General features: G+C 68.1%; 16 protein-coding genes and 1 pseudogene. 8 read left to right on the forward strand and 9 right to left on the reverse strand.

Annotated elements, in window-relative coordinates; genetic code table 11:
• The 6 genes and pseudogenes from JWP65_RS13760 to JWP65_RS13785 form a co-directional block, all read left to right on the forward strand.
• A pseudogene (locus JWP65_RS13760) lies at positions 1-1,597 on the forward strand (ATP-binding cassette domain-containing protein); the annotation flags it as partial.
• Positions 1,598-1,641: 44 nt separating this feature from the next.
• Entirely contained in the window at positions 1,642-2,550 is a 909-nt protein-coding gene (locus tag JWP65_RS13765; protein WP_299764638.1) for an SDR family oxidoreductase, read from the forward strand.
• Entirely contained in the window at positions 2,547-4,148 is a 1,602-nt protein-coding gene (locus tag JWP65_RS13770; protein ID WP_299764640.1) for an acyl-CoA carboxylase subunit beta, read from the forward strand. Before JWP65_RS13765 ends, JWP65_RS13770 begins: the two co-directional genes overlap by 4 nt.
• 12 nt (positions 4,149-4,160) lie before the next feature.
• Entirely contained in the window at positions 4,161-5,339 is a 1,179-nt protein-coding gene (locus tag JWP65_RS13775) for an acyl-CoA dehydrogenase family protein (protein ID WP_299764642.1), read from the forward strand.
• A gap of 2 nt (positions 5,340-5,341) precedes the next feature.
• Positions 5,342-7,207 carry a biotin carboxylase N-terminal domain-containing protein gene (locus JWP65_RS13780; protein ID WP_299764729.1) on the forward strand — a complete coding sequence of 622 codons (1,866 nt, stop codon included), beginning with the start codon at positions 5,342-5,344 and terminating at the stop codon, positions 7,205-7,207.
• Between the two features lie 73 nt (positions 7,208-7,280).
• Positions 7,281-8,459 (forward strand): acyl-CoA dehydrogenase family protein, encoded by a 1,179-nt coding sequence (locus tag JWP65_RS13785; RefSeq protein WP_299764730.1) that lies wholly within the window; start codon positions 7,281-7,283, stop codon positions 8,457-8,459.
• Between the two features lie 22 nt (positions 8,460-8,481).
• On the opposite strand, the gene JWP65_RS13790 is transcribed toward JWP65_RS13785, so the two are convergent.
• From JWP65_RS13790 to JWP65_RS13830, 9 genes are all read right to left on the reverse strand, one after another.
• On the reverse strand, positions 8,482-9,597 hold the full coding sequence (locus JWP65_RS13790) for an AI-2E family transporter (RefSeq protein ID WP_299764644.1): 1,116 nt from the start codon (positions 9,595-9,597) through the stop codon (positions 8,482-8,484).
• A gap of 126 nt (positions 9,598-9,723) precedes the next feature.
• Positions 9,724-10,731, reverse strand: a complete 1,008-nt coding sequence (locus JWP65_RS13795) for an ABC transporter substrate-binding protein (RefSeq protein ID WP_299764646.1) — start codon at positions 10,729-10,731, stop codon at positions 9,724-9,726.
• 191 nt (positions 10,732-10,922) lie between these two features.
• Positions 10,923-12,083: an ABC transporter substrate-binding protein gene (locus JWP65_RS13800; protein ID WP_299764648.1), complete on the reverse strand. Its 1,161-nt coding sequence runs from the start codon at positions 12,081-12,083 to the stop codon at positions 10,923-10,925.
• Positions 12,084-12,113: 30 nt separating this feature from the next.
• Positions 12,114-13,970, reverse strand: coding sequence for a long-chain fatty acid--CoA ligase (locus tag JWP65_RS13805; RefSeq protein ID WP_299764651.1), 1,857 nt, complete (start codon positions 13,968-13,970; stop codon positions 12,114-12,116).
• Positions 13,971-14,058: 88 nt separating this feature from the next.
• Complete coding sequence (locus tag JWP65_RS13810; protein WP_299764653.1) at positions 14,059-14,856, reverse strand: ABC transporter ATP-binding protein; 798 nt, start codon at positions 14,854-14,856, stop codon at positions 14,059-14,061.
• Positions 14,853-15,695, reverse strand: a complete 843-nt coding sequence (locus tag JWP65_RS13815) for an ABC transporter ATP-binding protein (protein ID WP_299764655.1) — start codon at positions 15,693-15,695, stop codon at positions 14,853-14,855. Before JWP65_RS13815 ends, JWP65_RS13810 begins: the two co-directional genes overlap by 4 nt.
• On the reverse strand, positions 15,692-16,768 hold the full coding sequence (locus tag JWP65_RS13820) for a branched-chain amino acid ABC transporter permease (protein ID WP_299764657.1): 1,077 nt from the start codon (positions 16,766-16,768) through the stop codon (positions 15,692-15,694). Before JWP65_RS13820 ends, JWP65_RS13815 begins: the two co-directional genes overlap by 4 nt.
• 22 nt (positions 16,769-16,790) lie before the next feature.
• Positions 16,791-17,666, reverse strand: a complete 876-nt coding sequence (locus tag JWP65_RS13825; RefSeq protein ID WP_299764659.1) for a branched-chain amino acid ABC transporter permease — start codon at positions 17,664-17,666, stop codon at positions 16,791-16,793.
• A 396-nt stretch (positions 17,667-18,062) separates the two neighbouring features.
• On the reverse strand, positions 18,063-18,491 hold the full coding sequence (locus tag JWP65_RS13830; protein ID WP_299764661.1) for an acyl-CoA thioesterase: 429 nt from the start codon (positions 18,489-18,491) through the stop codon (positions 18,063-18,065).
• Between the two features lie 39 nt (positions 18,492-18,530).
• Here JWP65_RS13830 and JWP65_RS13835 point away from each other — a divergent pair, with 39 nt between their 5' ends.
• Together JWP65_RS13835 and JWP65_RS13840 are read left to right on the forward strand one after the other, a co-directional pair.
• Positions 18,531-20,453 (forward strand): ABC transporter ATP-binding protein/permease, encoded by a 1,923-nt coding sequence (locus tag JWP65_RS13835; RefSeq protein WP_299764732.1) that lies wholly within the window; start codon positions 18,531-18,533, stop codon positions 20,451-20,453.
• Positions 20,450-20,656, forward strand: a complete 207-nt coding sequence (locus tag JWP65_RS13840; RefSeq protein ID WP_299764663.1) for a hypothetical protein — start codon at positions 20,450-20,452, stop codon at positions 20,654-20,656. Before JWP65_RS13835 ends, JWP65_RS13840 begins: the two co-directional genes overlap by 4 nt.
• Positions 20,657-20,704: the final 48 nt, after the last annotated feature.

Below are 20,704 nucleotides of genomic sequence, written 5' to 3' on the forward strand. Positions count from 1 at the left end.
CCAGCGCGTGGCCGCCGGCGGCGCTTCCCACGCGGCCGCGCCCGACGTGCGGCTGACCGCCGAGGGCTCCGAGGAAAAGCGGATCGCGGCGCAGCGCCTGGCGCACGACCTGGTGGCGCGGCTGGACACTTTGCGCGATCTCGGCCTGGGCTACCTCGCGCTGGAGCGCAGCACGCCCACGCTGTCGCCGGGCGAGCTGCAGCGGCTGCGGCTGGCGACCCAGCTGGTATCCAACCTGTTCGGCGTGATCTACGTGCTGGACGAACCATCGGCGGGGCTGCACCCGGCCGACGGCGAGGCGCTGCTGACCGCGCTGCAAAAGCTCAAGGCGTGCGGTAACTCGGTTTTCGTGGTCGAGCACGACCTGTCGCTGATGCGGCGCGCCGACTGGCTGGTCGACGTCGGGCCCGAGGCGGGCGAGCGCGGCGGCACGGTGCTCTACAGCGGTCCGCCCGCCGGGCTGGCGCAGGTCAAGGCCTCGCACACCCGGCCTTACCTGTTCGGCCAGGTGCAGGCCGCTCCGCGCGAGCTGCGCGGCCCAGCCGGCTGGCTGCGGCTGGAAGGCGTGAGCCGCAACAACCTGGAAGGGCTGGACGCGCGGTTCCCGCTGGGCTGCCTGACCGCCGTCACCGGCGTTTCGGGTTCGGGCAAGTCGACCCTGGTCAGCCGCGCCTTGCTGGAGCTGGTGGCGCAGCACCTGGGCAGCGAGTTGCCCGAGGCCGACCAGGAAGCCGAAGACGCGCTGGACCCGTCGGCCCGCGACGGTATCTGGTCGGGCCGGCTGGCGGGCGACATAGACCGCATCCGCCGGCTGGTGCAAGTCGACCAGAAGCCGATCGGCCGCACGCCGCGCTCCAACCTGGCCACCTACACCGGGCTGTTCGACTCGGTGCGCAAGCTGTTCGCGGCCACGCCGGCCGCGCGCAAACGCCGCTATGACCCGGGCCGCTTTTCCTTCAACGTGGCCAAGGGCCGCTGCGAAACCTGCGAAGGCGAAGGCTTCGTCTCTGTGGAACTGCTGTTCATGCCGAGCGTGTACGCGCCGTGCCCGGCCTGCCACGGCGCGCGCTACAACGCGCAGACGCTGGAGATCCGCTGGCAGGACCGCAGCATCGCGCAAGTGCTGGGCATGACGGTGGAGGAGGCGGTGGCCTTCTTCGCCGAGCAGCCGCAGGTTTTGCGACCGTTGCGGGTGCTGCAGGACATCGGCCTGGGCTACCTGCGCCTGGGCCAGCCGGCCACCGAGCTGTCCGGCGGCGAGGCGCAGCGCATCAAGCTGGCGACGGAGCTGCAGCGCATGCACCGCGGCGACACGCTGTACGTGCTGGACGAACCCACCACCGGGCTGCACCCGGCCGATGCCGACCGCCTGATGGCGCAGCTGCAGCGGCTGGTGGACGAAGGCAACACCGTGGTGTTGGTGGAGCACGAGATGCGGGTGGTGGCGCAAAGCGACTGGGTGATCGACATGGGGCCGGGCGCCGGCGCCCAGGGTGGCTGCGTGGTGGCGGCCGGCGTGCCCGCGGACGTGGCGCGCGCGCGCGGCAGCCGCACGGCACCGTACCTGGCGCAAAGCATCGAAGCAGCGCATCGCTGACGCGCGCGCTTGTCGCGGACGGGCCCCTCTGCTAAGGTCAGTCCATGCAGACCGAGACCGATCGCCGCGCAGGATACCGCTCCGTTTTCCGTCCGGGCCTGTTGCGGGGCCAGGTCATCCTGGTCACCGGCGGCGGCTCCGGCATTGGCCGCTGCACCGCGCATGAACTGGCGGCGCTCGGCGCCCACGTCGTTCTGCTTGGGCGCAAGCTGCAAAAGCTGCAGGACGTGGCCACCGAGATCGTGGCCGACGGCGGCCGCTGCAGCTTCCACGGCTGCGACATCCGCGACGAGCAGGCGGTGCAGGACGTGGTGCAGGCCATCGTGGTGGCGCAAGGCCGCATCCACGGCCTGGTGAACAACGCCGGCGGCCAGTTCATCAGCCCGCTGGAAGACATCAGCGCCAAGGGCTGGGAGGCGGTGATCGCCACCAACCTCACCGGCGGCTTCCTGGTCGCGCGCGAATGCTACCGGCAGTCGATGCAGGCGCACGGCGGCGCCGTCGTCAACATCATCGCCGACATCTGGGGCTCGATGCCGGGCATGGGCCACAGCGGCGCGGCGCGCGCCGGCATGGTCAGCTTCACCGAGACGGCGGCCATCGAGTGGGCGAAAAACGGGGTGCGGGTCAATGCCGTGGCGCCGGGCTACATCGCCTCCAGCGGCATGGATCACTACCCGCCCGAGGCCGGCGATATGTTGCGCGAGATGCAGGCCACGGTGCCGGCCGGGCGCTTCGGCAACGAGGCGGAGACGGCGGCCGCCATCGTCTTCCTGCTCAGCCCCGCGGCGGCCTTCATCAGCGGCAGCGTGCTGCGCGTCGACGGCGCGCGGCCACAGGTGCGCATGGGCTGGGGCCAGGTGGCCGCGCCGGCCGAAGTGCAGGGACGCGACGCGGTCAAGCCGTTCGACGGCTTCCATCGCTACCTGGCGCCCAAGCTGCTCGAGCGATGAAGTTCAGCTCCGGCTGGAACGCCGAGGGCGCCCAGGCGCAAGAGCGGCGCGCCGCGATGCTCGAGCGCGTGGCGCTGCTGCGGGCGCTGGAGCAGCGCGCCGACTCCAGGTCGGCCCAGGCGCGACCCGTGTTCGAGCGGCGCGGGCAGTTGCTGCCACGCGAGCGCGTCGGTCTGCTGCTCGACCCGGGCCGGCCCTGGCTGCCGCTTTGCGCGCTGGCCGGCTACCGGCAAGACCACAAGGATCCCGCAGCGTCGATCCCCGGCGCCGGGATGATCGCCGGCATCGGCTTCGTCAGCGGCGTGCGCTGCATGGTAATGGCCAGCGACTCCGGCATCGACGCCGGCGCGATCCAGGCCATGGGCCTGGACAAGATCCTGCGGGTGCAGGAGATCGCCTTGCAAAACAGGCTGCCGTTCCTGCACCTGGTGGAAAGCGCCGGCGCCAACCTGATGAAGTACCGGGTGGAAGGCTTCGTGCACGGCGGCGCGCTGTTTCGCAACCTGGCGCGGTTGTCCGGCGCCGGCATTCCGGTGGTCACGGTGCAGCACGGCTCGGGCACCGCCGGCGGCGCCTACATGCCGGGGCTGAGCGACGTGGTGGTCATGGTGCGCGGGCGTTCGCGCGCCTTCCTGGCGGGGCCGCCGTTGTTGATGGCGGCGACGGGGGAAGTGGCGACGGAGGAGGAACTCGGTGGGGCCGAGATGCACTCCAGCGTGTCGGGGCTGGGGGAGTACCTGGCGCAGGATGATCGGCAGGCGTTGGGGATTGCAAGGCAGGTGGTGGCCAGGTTGGGCAGCGCCCCCACCCCAGCCCTCCCCCGCAGGGGGAGGGAGAAAGATGAGGAACTGCTGGGGCTGATGCCCGCCAACCTGCGCGAGCCGGTGGACATGCGCGAAGTGATGGTTCGCCTGGTCGATGACGGCATGCTCGAGTTCAAGGCGCTGTACGGCGCCGCCACGGTCTGCGCCCAGGGCAGCATCGCCGGCCACGCCGTCGGCTTCATCAGCAACAACGGCCCGATCGACGTGGCCGGGGCCAACAAGGCCACGCATTTCATCCAGTGGCTGTGCCAGCTTGGCCAGCCCATCGTCTACCTGCAGAACACCACCGGCTACATGGTCGGCAAGGACAGCGAGCAGGGCGGCATGATCAAGCACGGCAGCAAGATGATCCAGGCGGTGACGCACGCCGCCGTGCCGCAGCTGACCATCCAGTGCGGCGCCTCTTTCGGCGCCGGCAACTACGGCATGTGCGGCCGCGGCTATGCCCCGCGCTTTCTCTTCAGCTGGCCGGGCGCCAGGACCGCCGTGATGGGCGGCGAGCAGGCCGCCCGCACCATGCAGATGGTCACCGAGGCGGCGCTGGCCCGCAAAGGCGTGGCGCCCGACGCGGCCCAGTCGCAGGCGCAGTTCGACCAGATCGTCGGCGTCTTCGAGCAGCAGGCCGATGCCTTCTACACCTCGGGGCTGCTGCTGGACGACGGCGTGATCGACCCGCGCGACACCCGCGCCGTGCTGGCGTTCTGCCTGGACACCATCCACGAAGCGCAACAGAAAACCGTGCGGCCCATGCAGTTCGGCGTGGCCCGCATGTGAGCAGGAGACCCCATGCAATACAGCCATGAACACCTCGAAATCCAGAAGACGCTCAAGCGCTTCATCACCGAGGAGATCAACCCGCACGTCGACGAGTGGGAGGCCGCCGAGATCTTCCCGGCCCATGAAGTGTTCAAGCGGCTGGGCCAGCTCGGCCTGTTGGGCCTGACCAAGCCCGAGGCGTACGGCGGCGCCGGGCTGGACTACTCCTACTCGCTGGCGATGGCTGAGGCGCTGGGCCACATCGAGTGCGGTGGCGTGCCCATGGCGATCGGGGTGCAAACCGACATGGCGACGCCGGCGCTGGCGCGCTTTGGCAGCGACGAGCTCAAGCGTGAGTTCCTGGCCCCGGCGATTGCCGGCGCCATGGTGGCCTGCATCGGCGTCAGCGAGCCGGGCGCCGGCAGCGACGTGGCGGCGATCAAGAGCCGGGCCCGCAAGGACGGCGACGACTACGTGATCACCGGCCAGAAGATGTGGATCACCAACAGCTTGCAGGCCGACTGGATGTGCATGCTGGTCAACACCGGCGACGGCCCGGCGCACAGGAACAAGAGCCTGGTGATGGTGCCGATGCGCGACAAAGGCAAGCTGCGCCCCGGCATCGAAGTGGCGCGCAAGATCCGCAAGATCGGCATGAACAGCAGCGACACCGGCCTGATCTACTTCGACGAAGTGCGGGTGCCGCAGCGCTACCGCATCGGCGAGGAAGGGCAGGGCTTCATCTACCAGATGCAGCAGTTCCAGCAAGAGCGCCTGTGGTGCGCCGGCAGCGCGCTGGTGGCACTGGACAACTGCATCCGCTGGACCATCGAGTGGGCGCAGGACCGCAAGCTGTTCGGCGCCGCGCTGTCCGACCAGCAATGGGTGCAGTTCAAGCTGGCCGAGCTCAAGACCGAAGTCGAGGCGCTGCGGGCGCTGACCTACCGCGCCTGCGAACTGTATGTGCAGGGCCAGGACGTGCTGGAGCTGGCCACCATGGCCAAGCTCAAGGCCGGCCGCCTGTACCGCCAGGTGCCCGACACCTGCCTGCAGTTCTGGGGCGGCATGGGCTACACCTGGGAGAACAAGGTCTCGCGCATGTACCGCGACGGCCGGCTCGCCTCGATCGGCGGCGGCGCCGACGAAGTGATGATGGGCATCCTGGCCAAGCTGATGGGGGTGGCCAAGCGGCCGCCGGCGCAAGGATGAAGATCCGGCGCCTGCTGATTGCCAACCGGGGCGAGATCGCGCGGCGCATCATGCGCACGACGCACCGCATGGGCATTGAGACCGTGGCCGTGCATTCGGACGCCGACGCGCAGGCGCTGCACGTGCGCGAGGCCACGCGCGCGCAGCCGCTGGGCGGCAACGCGCTGGCGGACACGTACCTGCGCATCGACAAGCTGCTGGCGGCGGCCCGCGCGACCGGCGCCGACGCGGTTCATCCGGGTTACGGCTTCCTCAGCGAGAACGCGGAGTTCGCGCAGGCCACCGGCGATGCCGGCCTGCTGTGGATCGGCCCGGGGCCGGGCGCGATCCGCACCTTGGGCAACAAGTCGCGCGCCAAGGAACTGGCCCACGCGCGCGGCATTCCCTGCCTGCCCGGCTACCAGGGCGCCGACCAGTCGGAGGCGCGCCTGCTGGCGCAGGCCGATCGCATCGGCTTTCCCTTGATGGTGAAGGCGGCGGCCGGCGGCGGTGGCCGCGGCATGCGGCTGGTGCACGACGCGGCGCAGTTGCCGGCCGCGCTGGAGTCGGCGCGCTCCGAGGCGGCGGCTGCCTTCGGATCGGGCGAACTGCTGCTGGAGCGCGCGCTGCTGCGCCCACGTCACGTGGAGATCCAGGTGTTCGCCGACACCCACGGCAACTGCATCCACCTGGGGGAGCGCGACTGCTCGGTGCAGCGTCGCCACCAGAAGATCATCGAGGAATCACCCAGCCCCGCCGTGGACGCGGCGTTGCGCCTGCGCATGGGCAATGCCGCGGTGGAACTAGTGCGCGCGGCGGGCTACGTCGGCGCCGGCACTGTGGAATTCCTGCTGCAGGACGGCGAGTTCTTCCTGATGGAGATGAACACGCGGCTGCAGGTGGAGCATCCTGTCACCGAGGCCGTCACCGGCCACGACCTGGTGGAGTGGCAGCTGCGCATCGCGCGCGGCGAGCGGCTGCCGTGTCGGCAAAGCGAGCTGGGCTTCAACGGCCACGCCATCGAGGTGCGGCTGTGCGCGGAAGACGAGAACTTCAGGCCGCGCACCGGCCGCGTCGACAGGTTCCTGCCCCCGCCGGCCGGCGAGGGTGGCGGCAGCGGCGGCACGCTGCGCTTCGACCACGCGATCCGGGAAGGCCTTCAAGTCACGCCGTTCTATGACTCCATGCTCGGCAAGCTGATCGCCTGGGCGCCGACCCGTGAGCAGGCCATCGACGACCTGGCGACCGCGCTCGACCGCCTGCAGGTGCTGGGCCTGCCCACCAACCGCCGGTTGCTGGCGGCCTGCCTGCGCCATCCGCTGTTCGCCTCCGGCCAGGCCCTGGTGCCGTTCCTGGCGGACCACGGCGACGCGCTGCGGGCGGCGTTGCAGGACGAGGAGCGGATGGTGGTGCCGGAAGCCGCGGTGTCGGCGCTGCTGCCGCACGGCGGCGCTGGCGCGCTGGCGCCCCCATTCGAGCGGCCGCTGCGAGTGCGCCATCACGACATGCTGCTGGACGTGCCGGTGCGCGAGTCGGACGGCTTCGCGCCGGCGCAAGCCGTTTCGGTCCGGCTCGACGACGGCGGCTGGCACCTGCAGCTCGGCGCGGTGGACCTGTTCCTGGCCGACGCCTCGTTCGACCCGCCCGCCGGCCGCGGCGACGGCGCCGGTGACGACGAACTGCGGGCCCCGTTCAACGGCAAGGTGATCGCGCTGTGCGCCGCCCCCGGCGACGGCGTTCGCAAAGGCGAGGTGCTGCTGGTGATCGAATCGATGAAGCTCGAACATGCGGTGACCGCCGTCCGCGACGGCGTGGTCAAGGCCCTGCACGTGGAGGCCGGCCAGCAGGTCGCCACGGCGCGCGTGCTCGTCACCTTCGAGGCGGCATGAGCCGCCGGGCCGCCCCAAGGCGAATTGCGCAGCGCGTGGCGCGCAGGATCGTCCAGTGAGCGCCGACACGCACGTGGACATCGCCGCGCTGGCCGCCAGCGTGCGCCGCTTCATGACCGAACGGGTCGCGCCGCACGTGCAGCAATGGGATGCAGCGGGCGAATTCCCGCGCACGCTGTACCGCGAGGCCGCCGGGCTGGGCATCCTGGGGCTGGGCTATCCCGAGGAACTGGGCGGCACGCCGGCGCCGTATGCCTTGCGCAATGCGCTGGCCGTGGCCATGAGCCGCTGGGGCGCCAGCGGCGGCGTGCTGGCGGGCCTGTTTTCGCACAACATCGGCTTGCCGCCCGTCCTGCACCACGGCACCGATCGCCTGCAGCAGGAGGTGATCCCGGGCGTGCTGCGCGGCGACAAGATCGCCGCCCTGGCCATCACCGAGCCCGGCGGCGGCTCCGACGTCGCGGCGCTGCGGACCCGGGCCCGGCGGGATGGCGACGCCTGGGTGATCGATGGCGAGAAGGTGTTCATCACCTCGGGCATGCGGGCCGACTGGATCACCGTCGCCGTGCGCACCGGCGAGCCAGGAGCCCGCGGAACGAGCGGAATTTCGGTGATCGTGGTGCCCGGCGAAGCGCCCGGCCTGGCGCGCACCCGGCTGGACAAGATGGGCTGGCTGTGCAGCGACACCGCGCGCCTGCACTTCGACGGCGCGCGCGTGCCGGCCCGCTACCTGGTGGGGGAGGAGGGCGCCGGTTTCCGCATGATCATGGGCAACTTCAACGGCGAGCGCATGGCCATGGCGGCCATGGCGCTGGGCTTCGCCCAGGCCTGTTACGACGAAGCGCTGGCCTGGGCCCGCGAGCGCCAGGCCTTCGGTTCCGCGCTGGTCGAAAAGCAGGTGATCCGGCACAAGCTGGTCGACATGCAGATGCGCATCCACGCCAGCGAAGCCTGGCTGAACGCCGTCACCGCGCTGGCCGATTCCGACTGGAGCCCGGTGCCCCCGCCGGTGCCTGGAACGTCGAAGCTGGAGTCCGATCCCGACTTGATCGCCCAGGTCTGCATGCTCAAGAACCACGCCACCCGGACCATGCAGTTCTGCGCCGATCAGGCAGTGCAGATCCTGGGTGGCATGGGCTACATGCGCGGCACCAAGAGCGAGCGGATCTACCGCGAGGTCAAGGTGATGATGATCGGCGCCGGCGCCGAGGAAGTCATGAAGGACCTGGCCGCCAGGCAGCTGGGGCTGTGACGCGCCGGCGGCGCGCCGCGCTTCAGGGCGCCTCGCCCTCGGCCGCGGACGGCTGCTGCGCCGGCGCATCCTGTTCGTCGCGCACCTTGGCCAGCATGTCCCAGCTGACCAGGAACACGGCAGCGATCACCGGCCCGATCACGAAGCCGTTCAGGCCGAACACCACCAGCCCGCCCAGCGTCGCCACCAGGATCAGGTAGTCCGGCATCCGGGTGTCCTTGCCCACCAGGATCGGCCGCAGGAAGTTGTCAACCAGCCCGATCACCACGGCGCCCCAGAAGGTGAGGCCCACGGCCCTGACCAGGTCGCCCGAAAAGAAAAAATAGATTGCCACCGGGGCCCAGACGATGACCGCGCCCACCGCCGGCAGCAGCGACATCAAGGCCATGACCGCGCCCCACAGCACCGCGCCGGGCACACCCAGCACGAAGAAGGCCACGCCGCCGAGCGCGCCTTGCACCAGGGCCACCAGCACGTTGCCCTTGACGGTGGCGCGCACCACCGTGGCGAACTGCTTGAGCAGCCGGCGGGTGTGCTCCGGCCGCAGCGGGATCTTGCGGGCGATGCCGGCCGACAGCTTCTCGCCGTCCCGGAACAGGAAGTACAGCACGTACAGCATGACGAAGAAGGCGACCACGAAGTCGAGCGTCACCGCGCCGATGCCCACCACCCGGGTGGTGAGCGCCTGGCCGCTGCTGCCCAGGAAGGTCATGGCCTTTTGCTGCAGCAGGCCCAGGTCCGACACGCCCAGCCGGTCGAGGACGGCGCGGGCCCAGCCGGGCAGGGCGTCGAAGACCTTCTGGAAGTACACGCCGATCTGGATCTCGCCGGAGCGCATCTTCTCGACCAGCACCGACGCCTCCTGCGTGATGGAGGCCGCGATCAGCGCCATCGGCAGGATCACGATCAGCAGGATCAACGTCAGCGAGGCCAGCGCGGCGATGCCGTGCTTGCCGTGGCTGCCCTGCAGGAAGCGCTGGTGCAGCGGCCAGAACACGATGGCGATGAACACGGCCCAGCAGACGGCGCCGAAGAAGGGCCAGATGATCAGGGAGAACAGCAGCGTCGCGGCCAGCACCAGCACCAGCAGCGACTTGAACTCCAGCTCGGGAGTCCGCAGGGGATTGGGGGAAGGCATCGGGCGCAAGGGTAACAACAAAAAGGCCGCCCTGGCGGGCGGGCTTCGAAGGTATGTCATTGCGCCTCACGCCGCAGTCCAGCCGGCACGCATGGCTCCCGGGTCGGGCCCGGGCCGACAGCCGGATCAGGGCTTGGCGTAGTCCGAAACCACCTTCCAGCGGCCGTCCTGGATCTGCGACAGCCGCGACAGCTCGTTGCCAAGGCGCATGGTCGGGCCGAACTTCATGCCGGGGCCGCCGAAGATGTCGCCCGGGACCACCATGGTGTCCATGGCCTTGATGAAGCTTTCGGTTGTGAGGTTGGGCCCTGCCTTGCCGGCGACGCGGGCGAAGGAGTCCAGCGCCAGATAGCCGTAGACCGAGAACACCGTCGGGTCTTCGTTGAACTTGGTCTTGTACTTGTTGGCCCAGAAGCGGATCGGCTGTGCGGCGTCGTCCAGGCACGGATGCTGCGAGGTATGGGCGGCGTACAGGCCGTCCATGGGCACCTGCGAGGAGAAGTCGGTGGCGCCGCGCTTGTAGGTGGTGCGTTCCGCCAGTTCCATGCCGCCGGCCTTCAGGCCTGCCTCGGCGCCGCGCATCACCTCCAGCCCGAACTCGTCGTCCTGGTACATGGTGCAGACCTTCGTGGCCCGCTTTTCCTTGGCCAGCTTGGGCACCAGGGTGCGCATCTGGTCGTAGTAGGTGGCCGCGAAGGAGTACTTCAGGCAGTGGAACGGCTCGTACATCTCGCGCGCCGCTGTCACCGGAAAGAAGTTGATGAAGTTCTTTTCGAACTGGACCGGCATCGCCGCCATGTTCTGCGCCGCGCCGATGTGGCCGATCATGGCGAAGATCCTGTCCTGGTTGACCAGCTTCTGCGCCGCCAGCACGGCTTTCTTGGGGTCGTAGGCGGAGTCTTCGATGACCAGCTTGATGCGCCGGCCGTTGATGCCGCCTTGCTCGTTGATCTCGTCGGCGCGCAGCATCATCCCCAGCCGCACCTGCTTGCCAAAGCCCGCGATCGGACCCGACAGGTCCTGGATCGAGCCCAACACGACCTCACTCTTGCTGACCCCCTGGCTGGCGTTCTGCGCGGCGGCGAGCCCGGATGCCAGGGCCAGCGCGGCCAGCGCGGCGGAGTGCAGCTTCATCGTGGTCTCCTTGGGTTATTGCCTAAGTGGCAGGTTCTTCCCGCCGGTCTGGCGCGCCAAGCTGGCGGTTTCCACTAGGTGGTTGCCATGAAAAAGGCCGCCCGGAGGCGGCCTTGGGGTCCAGCCTGTCATCCCGGCCTCGCGCCGGGGTCCAGGGACCTGGGTTGCCGGTTGCGCCGGCAGTGACGGGGTTATTTCATGTAATCCGACACCACCGCCCACTTGCCGTCCTTGATCTGCGACAGCCGCGACTGGTCGTTGCCCAGGCGCTTGGTGGGTGAATAGGTCGAGCGGGCGCTGCCGAAGATGTCGGGCTCGAAGGCCATCGTGTCCATCGCCTTGATGAAGGCATCCGTGGTCAGCGCGGGCCCGGCCTTCTGCGCGGTCTTGATGAAGTGGTCGATGATCATGTAGCCGTAGACCGAGAACACCGTCGGGTCTTCGCTGAACTTGGTCTTGTACTTGTTGGCCCAGAAGCGGATCGGCTGCGAAGCCTCGTCCAGGTAAGGGTGCTGCACCGTCATGGCGGCGTAGAGCCCGTCCATGGGCTTGCCGCCCAGCTTGTGGATCAGGTCGGTGTAGGCGGCGCTGGAGCCGACGAAGACCGGGTCGAACCCCATCTTGCGCGCGGTCCCGATGGTGCCGATGGTCTCGCGGATGATGGTGCCCAGCACCACCATCTCGCACCCCGAGGCCTTCATCTTCGCGACCTGCGAGGAGAAGTCGGTGGCGCCGCGCTTGTAGGTGGTCTTCTCGGTGAAGTCGATGCCGATGGTCTTCAGGCCCGCCTCGCTGCCGCGCAGGATCTCCAGCCCGAAATCGTCGTCCTGGTAGATGGTGCAGACTTTCCTGACGTTCTTTTCCTTGACCAGCTTGGGCACGGCCAGGCGGACCTGGTCGTAGTAGGTGGCGGCGAAGGAGTACTTGAGCTTGTGGAATGGCTCGTACATCTCGCGGGCGGCGGTGATCGGGAAGAAGTTGATGACGTTCTTTTCGAACTGCACCGGCATCGAGGCCATGTTCTGCGCCGTGCCCAGGTGGCCGGCGACGATGAACACCTTGTCCTGGTTCACCAGCTTCTGGGCCGCGAGCACCGCCTTCTTGGGATCGTAGCCGTCGTCCTCCGCCACCAGCTTGAGCTTGCGGCCGTGGATGCCGCCCTGCTCATTGAGTTCGTCGATGCGCAGCAGCATGCCGTTGCGCGCCTGCTTGCCATAACCGGCCAGCGGGCCGGACAGGTCCTGGATCGTGCCGACCAGGATCTCGTTCCTGCTCACGCCCTGTTGTTGGGCCAGGACGAACGAGCAGCCGAGGGCCGCCATCGCAAGGGCAAGGGTGGACTTCAATTTCATTCAGTGTCTCCGTTGGGTTGGAATCGAAAATTAGCGGTACATCGTCTCGATCTGCGGCGCGTACTTGGTTTCCACCAGCTTGCGCTTGAGTTTCATCGTCGGCGTCAGCTCCTCGTCCTCGGCCGACAGCTGGGTGTCCAGCAGGAAGAACTTCTTGACCTGCTCGACCCGCGCGAACTTGCCGTTGACGCGGTCGACCTCGGCCTGGATCAGCGCCTGCACTTGCGGCGCCCTGGTCAGGCTGGCGTAGTTGGAAAACGGCACGTCGCGGTCCTGCGCGTACTTTTCCACGTTCTCCTGGTCGATCATGACGATCGCCACCAGGTAGGGGCGGGCGTCGCCGATCACCACGGCATCGGTGATGTAGGGCGAGAACTTCAGCTCGTTTTCGAATTCGCTGGGCGTGACGTTCTTGCCGCCGGCCGTGATGATGATGTCCTTCATCCGGTCGGTGATGCTGTAGAAGCCCTCGGCGTCGACGGTGCCGATGTCGCCGGTGCGAAACCAGCCGTCGGCGGTGAACGACTCGGCCGTCTGCTCCGGCTGGTTCAAATAGCCCATGAAGACGTTGGGGCCCCTGACCTGGATTTCGGCGGTGGCCGGGTCCAGCCGCATCTGGTTGTGGTCGCCGGCCGGGCCGATCGAGCCGGGCTTGATGTTCCACGGCGGGACGCAGGTGGAGGCACCGCAAGTCTCGGTCATGCCCCAGGCTTCGAGCATCGGCACGCCGAGCGCGAGATACCAGCGCACCAGGTCGGCCGAGATCGGCGCCGCGCCGGTCAGCAGGTAGCGCGCGCGGTGGATGCCGATCAGCTTGCGCACGTTGTTCAGGGCCAGCCAGCGCGCCAGCTGGAACTTGGCCTTGAGCACGGCGCCGACCGGCTGCCCGGCCAGCACCTTGTCGGCGATGGCGGCGCCGACGCCGATCGCCCAGCCGTACACCAGCTGCTGCAGGCCGCTCGCTTCCCTCAGGCCGATCATCACGCCGGAATAGAACTTCTCCCAGACGCGCGGCACCGCGAAGAACACCGTGGGCTGGATTTCGCGGATGTTCTCCGGCACCGTTTCCGGGTTCTCGACGAAGTTGATGATGGAGCCGGTGTACAGCGGGAAGTATTCGCCCGCGATGCGCTCGGCGATGTGGCACAAGGGCAAAAAGCACATGCGCTCGTCGCGCTCGGTCTGCGGCAGGAAGCGGTTGTAGGCATGGACCATGTAGACCAGCGCGCCATGGCTGTGCATGCCGCCCTTGGGCTTGCCGGTGGTGCCGGAGGTATAGACCAGGATCGCCAGTTGCTCGGGCCGGCAGCCCGCCACCCGCTCTTGGAGCAAGCCCGGATGCTGCGCCGCGTGGGCGCGCCCGAGTGCGCGCAGCGCGTCCAGGCTGGTGACCATGGGGTCTTGCAGCTCCCGCAGGCCTTCCATGTCGAACACGATGATCTTTTCAAGCCGCGGCAAGTGCTCGCGTACCGCCAGCACCTTGTCCAGCTGCTCTTCGTTCTCGACGAACAGCACGCGGGTGCCGGAGTCTTCGCACAGGTACTGCACCTGCAAGGCGGCGTCGGTGGGGTAGATGCCGTTGGAGACGGCGCCGCAGCTGAGGATGGCGAGATCGGCCCAGACCCATTCGGCATTGGTGTTGGCCAGCACGGACACGGTGTCGCGCGGCGCCAGGCCCAGGCTCATGAGGCCGTGCGCCAGCTCGCCGACGATGGCGCCGGTCTCGGCCCAGGTCCAGCTGCGCCAGATGCCCAAGTCCTTTTGTCGCATCCAGGTGGTGTCCGCGCGAGCGCGCACGCCGTTCCAGAACTTGGCCGGGATGGTGGCGCCTTGCAGCACGATCTGGCTGACCGGCTTGATGTGGGAGAGGTCCCAGAGGTTGCTCATCGCAGGCGAGCCCCCAAGCTTGTCACTGCGTGTACTGCGCTCCCCCCCGCGGGGGCGCGAGCTTGTTTGAAGCGGATCTGCACGGCGCTCATCTCCAGTTCTTCTTTTTCTTCCACCTGCGCTCGCCGCGCACGCCGGCTTCCTTCATGCCCAGGTAGAACTCCTTGATGTCGTCCTTCTCGCGCAGCCGGGCGCAGGTGTCTTCCATCACGATGCGGCCGTTTTCCAGCACGTAGCCGTAGTCGGCCGCGTTGAGCGCCATGTTGGCGTTCTGCTCGACCAGCAGGATGGTGGTGCCGCGCTCGCGGTTGATCCGCACCACGATCTCGAAGATCTCCTTGGTCAGCTTGGGCGACAGGCCCAGGCTGGGCTCGTCCAGCAGGATCAGGTCGGGCGAGGCCATGATGGCGCGCGAGATCGCCAGCATTTGTTGCTGGCCGCCCGAGAGCAGCCCGGCGTCCTGCGCGAACCGCTCCTTGAGGATGGGGAAGTACTGGCACACCGCGTCCATGTCGCGGGCGATGCCGTCGCGGTCTTTGCGGGTGTAGGCGCCCATCAGCAGGTTGTCGCGCACCGACAGCAGCGGAAACACCTCGCGCCCCTCGGGCACGTGCGACAGGCCCATCTGCACGATGTGCGCGGGGTCGCGCGCGGCGATCGCCTCGCCCTTGAATTCGATGCTGCCCTTGCGCGGGTCGATGATGCCGCTGATGGTCTTCAGGATGGTGGACTTGCCGGCACCGTTGGAGCCGAGCACGGTGGCGATCTCGCCGCGCCGCACCTGCAGGCTGACGCCGCGGATCGCCTTGATCGGCCCGTAGGCGCTCTCGACGTTCAGCAGCTTGAGCACCGGCTTGTCGCTGGTCGGTGGCGGATTTTCGCTCATGGTCTTGCTCCCTCCCCCGCTGGGGGAGGGTTGGGGCGGGGGCTTTCCCGGCGCAACGCCGACACATCCTCTGCCGACCCCAGGTAAGCCTCGATCACCCCCGGATGCGCCTGCACCTCGCGCGGCGTGCCGGTTGCCAGCACCTCGCCCTGGTTCATGGCCAGCACGCGATCGCTCACCCTGGACACCAGCGTCATGTCGTGTTCCACCATCAGCACGGTGATGCCCAGTTCATGCTTGATGTCCTGGATCCAGAACGCCATGTCCTCTGTTTCCTCCGCGTTCAGGCCGGAGGAGGGCTCGTCCAGCAGCAGCAGCTTGGGCTGCGTGCACAGCGCCCGCGCCAGCTCCACCACCTTGCGCACGCCGTAAGGCAAGCCGGCGATCATGGTGTCGCGGTGGTGCTGCAGGTCCAGCAGGTCGATCACCTGCTCCACCTTCTCGCGCGCCGCGATCTCGGCGGCCCGCACTTTCGGCAGGAAGAGCATCTCGCTGAACAGGTTGGACCTGTGGTGGGTGTGGCGGCCGATCAGCAGGTTCTGCAGCACCGAGGCATGTTCGAACAGCTCGATGTTCTGGAAGGTGCGGGCGATGCCCAGCGCCGCGATGCGGTGCGGCGGCTGCGTGGTCAGCGGCTTGCCTTCGAACCAGATGTTGCCCGTGGTCGGGGTGTAGATCCGGCTGATCAGGTTGAACACGGTGGTCTTGCCGGCGCCGTTGGGCCCGATCAGCGTGAAGACCTCGCCGCGCCGCACCTCGAAGCTGACGTTGTTGACGGCCAGCACGCCGCCAAAGCGCACGCTGATGCCGTCGGCCGAAAGCAGGATGTCGTCGGTCATTTGAGGCGGTCCGATTTCTGGAACGTCTTTTGCCGCTTGAACAGGCCCTTGCGGTAGAACGGGAACAGCTGCAGGTAGGTGCGCACCTTGAGCCAGCGCCCGTACAGGCCCATCGGCTCGAACATCACGAAGCCGATCAGCACCGTGCCGTACACCACCGCCTTCAGCCCCGGGGCCTGGCCGATGGCGTCGGGCAGGAAGTCTTTCACCGCACCGATCGCCTGCGGCAGGCCGATCAGGAAGATCGCGCCCAGGAAGGCGCCGTGGATGGAGCCCAGCCCGCCGATCACCACCATCAGCAGCAGGTCGATCGACTGGATGATGTTGAACTGGTCCGGCGACAGGAAGCGAATGGCGTGGGCATAGAGCGCGCCGCCGATGCCGGCCAGCGCCGCCGAGATGGCAAAGCTGAGCGTCTTGTAGCGCGCCAGGTGGATGCCCATGCTCTGCGCCGAGATCTCCGAATCGCGGATGGCGACGAAGGCCCGGCCAGTCGGCGAGCGCAGCAGGTTCAGGCAGGCCAGGGTGGCCAGGATGGCGACCGCCAGGCAAACGAAGTAGAACGAGGCGCCGCTGTCGGCCGTCCAGCCGAACATCCTGACCGGGCCGACCGTCTTGCCGGCGTTGCCGCCGGTGACGCTCTCCCAGCGCGCGAACACCTCCTCGACGATGAAGCCGAATGACAGCGTGGCGATGCCCAGGTAGATGCCCTTGACCCGCAGCGCCGGCAGGCCGACCACGATGCCGACCGCGGCCGACAACACGGCGCCGACGGCCAGCGCGAAGGGGAACGGCCAGCCCATGCCGGTGAGCACCGCCTGGGCATAGGCGCCGACGCCGAAGAAGGCGGCGTGGCCGATGGAGAACAGACCGGTGTAGCCGGCCAGCAGCATCAGCCCGAGGCCGACCACGCCGTAGATCAGGATGAAGGTGAGCTGGGCCAGCAGGTACTCGGACACCAGCAGCGGCGCCGCCACCAGCACCAGGCACAGCAGGCCGTACCAGAACAGGTGGCCGCCATGCTTGGCGAGCTTGATGTCGTGGTTGTAGCCGGTCTTGAAGAGGAATCTCATATTGATCTGACCCGCAAGGTATTCAGACTTTCTTGCTCAATTTCTCTCCGAACAGCCCGTTGGGCATCACCACCAGCATGATCAGCACCACGATGTAGGCCGCGATGTCCTTGAAGCCTTCGGGCAGGTAGAAGCCGGACAGCGACTCCACGATGCCGATGATCAGCCCGCCGACGATGGCGCCGGGCAGGCTGCCAAAGCCACCCACCACGGCGGCGGGAAAGGCCTTCAGGCCGATGAAGCCCATGTTGGCGTGCACGAAGGTGATGGGCGCCAGCAGCAGGCCGGCGATGGCGGCCACGCCCGCGGCCAGCGCCCAGACCAGGCCGTTCAGGCGCTTGACCGGGATGCCCATGTAGTAGGCGGCCAGCTGGTTTTGCGATGCCGCCTGCATGGCAATGCCGACCTTGCTGTAGCGAAACACCGCGAACAGCAGGCCGCACAGCAGCGCGGTGGCGGCGATCACCACCATCTGTTCCACGTTCAGCACCAGGCCGGCGACGTTCCAGACCTGGTCTTTGTAAGGCACCGGCAGCGTGTGGGTGTCGGTGCCGATGTTGGGAATCATCGTGATCAGGCCGCGTGCCACGTAGCCGATGCCGATGGTGAGCATCACGATGGAGAACGCCGGCTGGCCCAGGATGGGACTGATGACGATCTTCTCGAGCAGCACGCCGAACAAGGCCATGGCCACGATCGCGCTGAGCACGGCCAGCCAGAACGGAAGGCCCATCATCGTCATGGCGGCCAGGCCGAGGAAGGCGCCGAGCATCATCAGCTCGCCTTGCGCGAAGCTGACCGTCTCGGTGGCCTTGTAGATCAGAACGAAGCCCAGGGCGATCAAGCCGTAGATGCATCCTTGCGCGATGCCGCCGATCACCAGTTGAAGAAATTGCACCGCTTGCACCCCTGTTGCGTCGCGCACTGTTATAGCTGGGCAGGGGCGCGAGCGTGACTGGGTTTGCCCGTAGAGTGTCGCCAACCCGACGCACCTTGCGGCCGTGGACCTGATCCTGACCGGCCGCAAGGTAAAAGCGGGCGAAGCCTTGCGCATCGGCCTGTCAACCGGGTGGTACGGCGCGGGGACGCTCTGGAAGCCGCCGTGGCGCCGGTGCAGCAGCTGGCGAAGTTTGCGCAATCGACCATGCTGGCGGACCGCATGAATGCCTACGCGCAGAGGGACACGCGCTGGCCCCGGCGCGCATGGCGAGAGGGGGCGCAGCAACGCGTGCATTGCCGATGGCTTGCAGGGCGCGGGAAGGTTCGCCCCGGGGGAGGGGCGGCACGGGGAGTTTTAGCGCGGGATCTCGCGCGGCCGCCCGTTCTCGTCGATCGCCACGTAGGTCACCAAAGCGTGCGTCACCTTCACGTACTTGCCTTGCGCGCCGAAGCTTTCGGCGAACACCTCGACCTCGACGGTGATCGAGGTGCGGCCCACCCGCTTGACGGACGAGAAGAAGCTGCAGATGTCGCCCACGCGCACCGGCTGCTTGAAGATGAACTCGTTGACGGCCACTGTCGCCATGCGGCCGCGGATGATGCGCGCGGGCAGCACCGAGCCGGCAAGGTCGACCTGGGCCATCACCCAGCCGCCGAAGATGTCGCCGTTGCCGTTGGTGTCGGCTGGCATGGGGATTACCTTGAGCACCAGCTCCTTGTCGGAGGGCGGCGTGGCCGCGGCGGGCGTCACGTGGGCCGGGGGCCAACTCGTATCTGCAGACATGGGCACAATCCGTGGAAACACTGAACCGGATTGTCCCTCATGCGCCGCGGCGGCGAACTCACCTCCCCCCCCATCCCGGTCGCGCCGGGCGCTGCCGCCGGCAAGCCTGCGCCACGCTCCGACTGGAGCACGCTGCGGCGCCTGTTCCCCTACCTGTGGCAGTACAAGTGGCGGGTGCTCGCCGCGCTGGCCTTCATGGTGTGCGCCAAGCTTGCCAACGTCAGCGTGCCGCTGCTGCTCAAGGAGCTGGTCGACACGATGGACCTCAAGCCCGGCGACGCCACGGCGCTGCTGGTGGTGCCGGCCGGCCTGCTGCTGGGCTACGGGGCGCTGCGGCTGTCGACCACGCTGTTCACCGAGCTGCGCGAGCTGGTGTTCTCCAAGGCCACCCAGGGGGCGGCGCGGACCATCGCGCTGGAGACCTTCCAGCACCTGCATGCGCTGTCGCTGCGCTTCCACCTGGAACGCCAGACCGGGGGCATGACGCGCGATATCGAGCGCGGCGTGCGCGGCATCGAGTCGCTGATTTCGTACTCCCTCTACAGCATCGTGCCCACGCTGATCGAAGTGGCGCTGGTGCTGACCATTCTCGCTGTCAAATTCGACGCCTGGTTCGCCTGGATCACCATCGCCGCGCTGGTGGTCTACATCGTGTTCACCGTGACGGTGACCGAGTGGCGCACGCAGTTCCGGCGCGAGGCCAACGAGTTCGACTCGGCGGCCCACACCAAGGCGGTGGATTCGCTGCTGAACTACGAGACCGTCAAGTACTTCAACAACGAAGGCTTCGAGGCCGGGCGCTACGACGAGAGCCTGCAGCGGCTGCGCCGCGCCCGGCTGAAAAGCCAGACCACGCTGTCGCTGCTGAACACGGGGCAGCAGGTCATCATCGCGGTGGGCCTGGTGGCGATGCTGTGGCGCGCCACCATGGGCGTGGCCGAGGGCCGCATGACGCTGGGCGACCTGGTGATGGTGAACGCCTTCATGATCCAGCTATACATCCCGCTGAACTTTCTGGGCGTGCTGTACCGCGAGATCAAGCAAAGCCTGACCGACCTGGACAAGATGTTCACGCTGATGGAAAAGGAACGCGAGATCGCCGACCGTCCTGAAGCCCGCCCCCTCCTGGACCTGCTCCCTCCCGCTGCGGGGCGCGGCGGGGGTGGGGGTGCCCGTGCTAGCGCAGCCTCCCCCTGGAGCGTCCGCTTCGAGCACGTCGACTTCTCGTACGAGCCCAACCGCCAGATTCTGCACGACGTCAGCTTCGAGATCCCGGCCGGAAAGACGGTGGCGGTGGTCGGCCCCTCGGGCTCGGGCAAGTCCACCCTGGCACGGCTGCTGTACCGCTTCTACGACGTCCAGCAAGGCCGCATCACCATCGCGGGCCACGACGTGCGCGACGTGACGCAGTCCAGCGTGCGCCAGTCCATCGGCATCGTGCCGCAAGACACGGTGCTGTTCAACGACACGGTCGAATACAACATCGCCTATGGCCGCACCGGCGCGACCCGGGCCGAGGTGGAGGAGGCGGCACGCGCGGCCCGCATCCACGGCTTCATCGAGTCCACGCCGAAGGGCTACCAGACGATGGTGGGTGAGCGCGGCCTGAAGCTGTCGGGTGGCGAGAAGCAGCGGGTGGCCATCGCCCGCACGCTGCTGAAGAACCCGCCCATCCTGATCTTCGACGAGGCGACGTCGGCCCTGGACAGCGCCAACGAGAAGGCGATCCAGGCGGAACTCAAGAGCGCGGCGCAGAACAAGACCACGCTGGTCGTCGCGCACCGGCTGTCGACCGTGGTGGATGCCCACGAAATCCTGGTGCTGGAGCTGGGCCGCATCATCGAGCGCGGCACCCACCAGCAGCTGCTGGCGCAAGGCGGGCGCTACGCCGACATGTGGGCCCTGCAGCGCAGCAGCGAGAAGGAGCCGGGCCAGAGCTTCCAGGAAGTGATCGGGATGTGAGCGGCGACCGGCCACCAGGCACGCGCGGCGAGGAGATCTTCAAGACCGTGCTGCAAGTGCTGGCGATCCTGATGCTGGCGGGCATCTGCCTGATGGTCCTGCACAAAGGTTGCGCCGACATCACGGCGCTGGCGCGCGAGCATCCGGGCGACGGCTTCTGGGGCGCGCTGGCGCGGCAACTGTTTCGCAACATCGGGGGCTGAGCACGGACGTGCCGTGCCGGCAGCCTCGGCCGGGTCCGCCTGCACGAA

The sequence above is a fragment of the Ramlibacter sp. genome (assembly GCF_028292805.1).
Taxonomy (GTDB): domain Bacteria; phylum Pseudomonadota; class Gammaproteobacteria; order Burkholderiales; family Burkholderiaceae_C; genus Ramlibacter.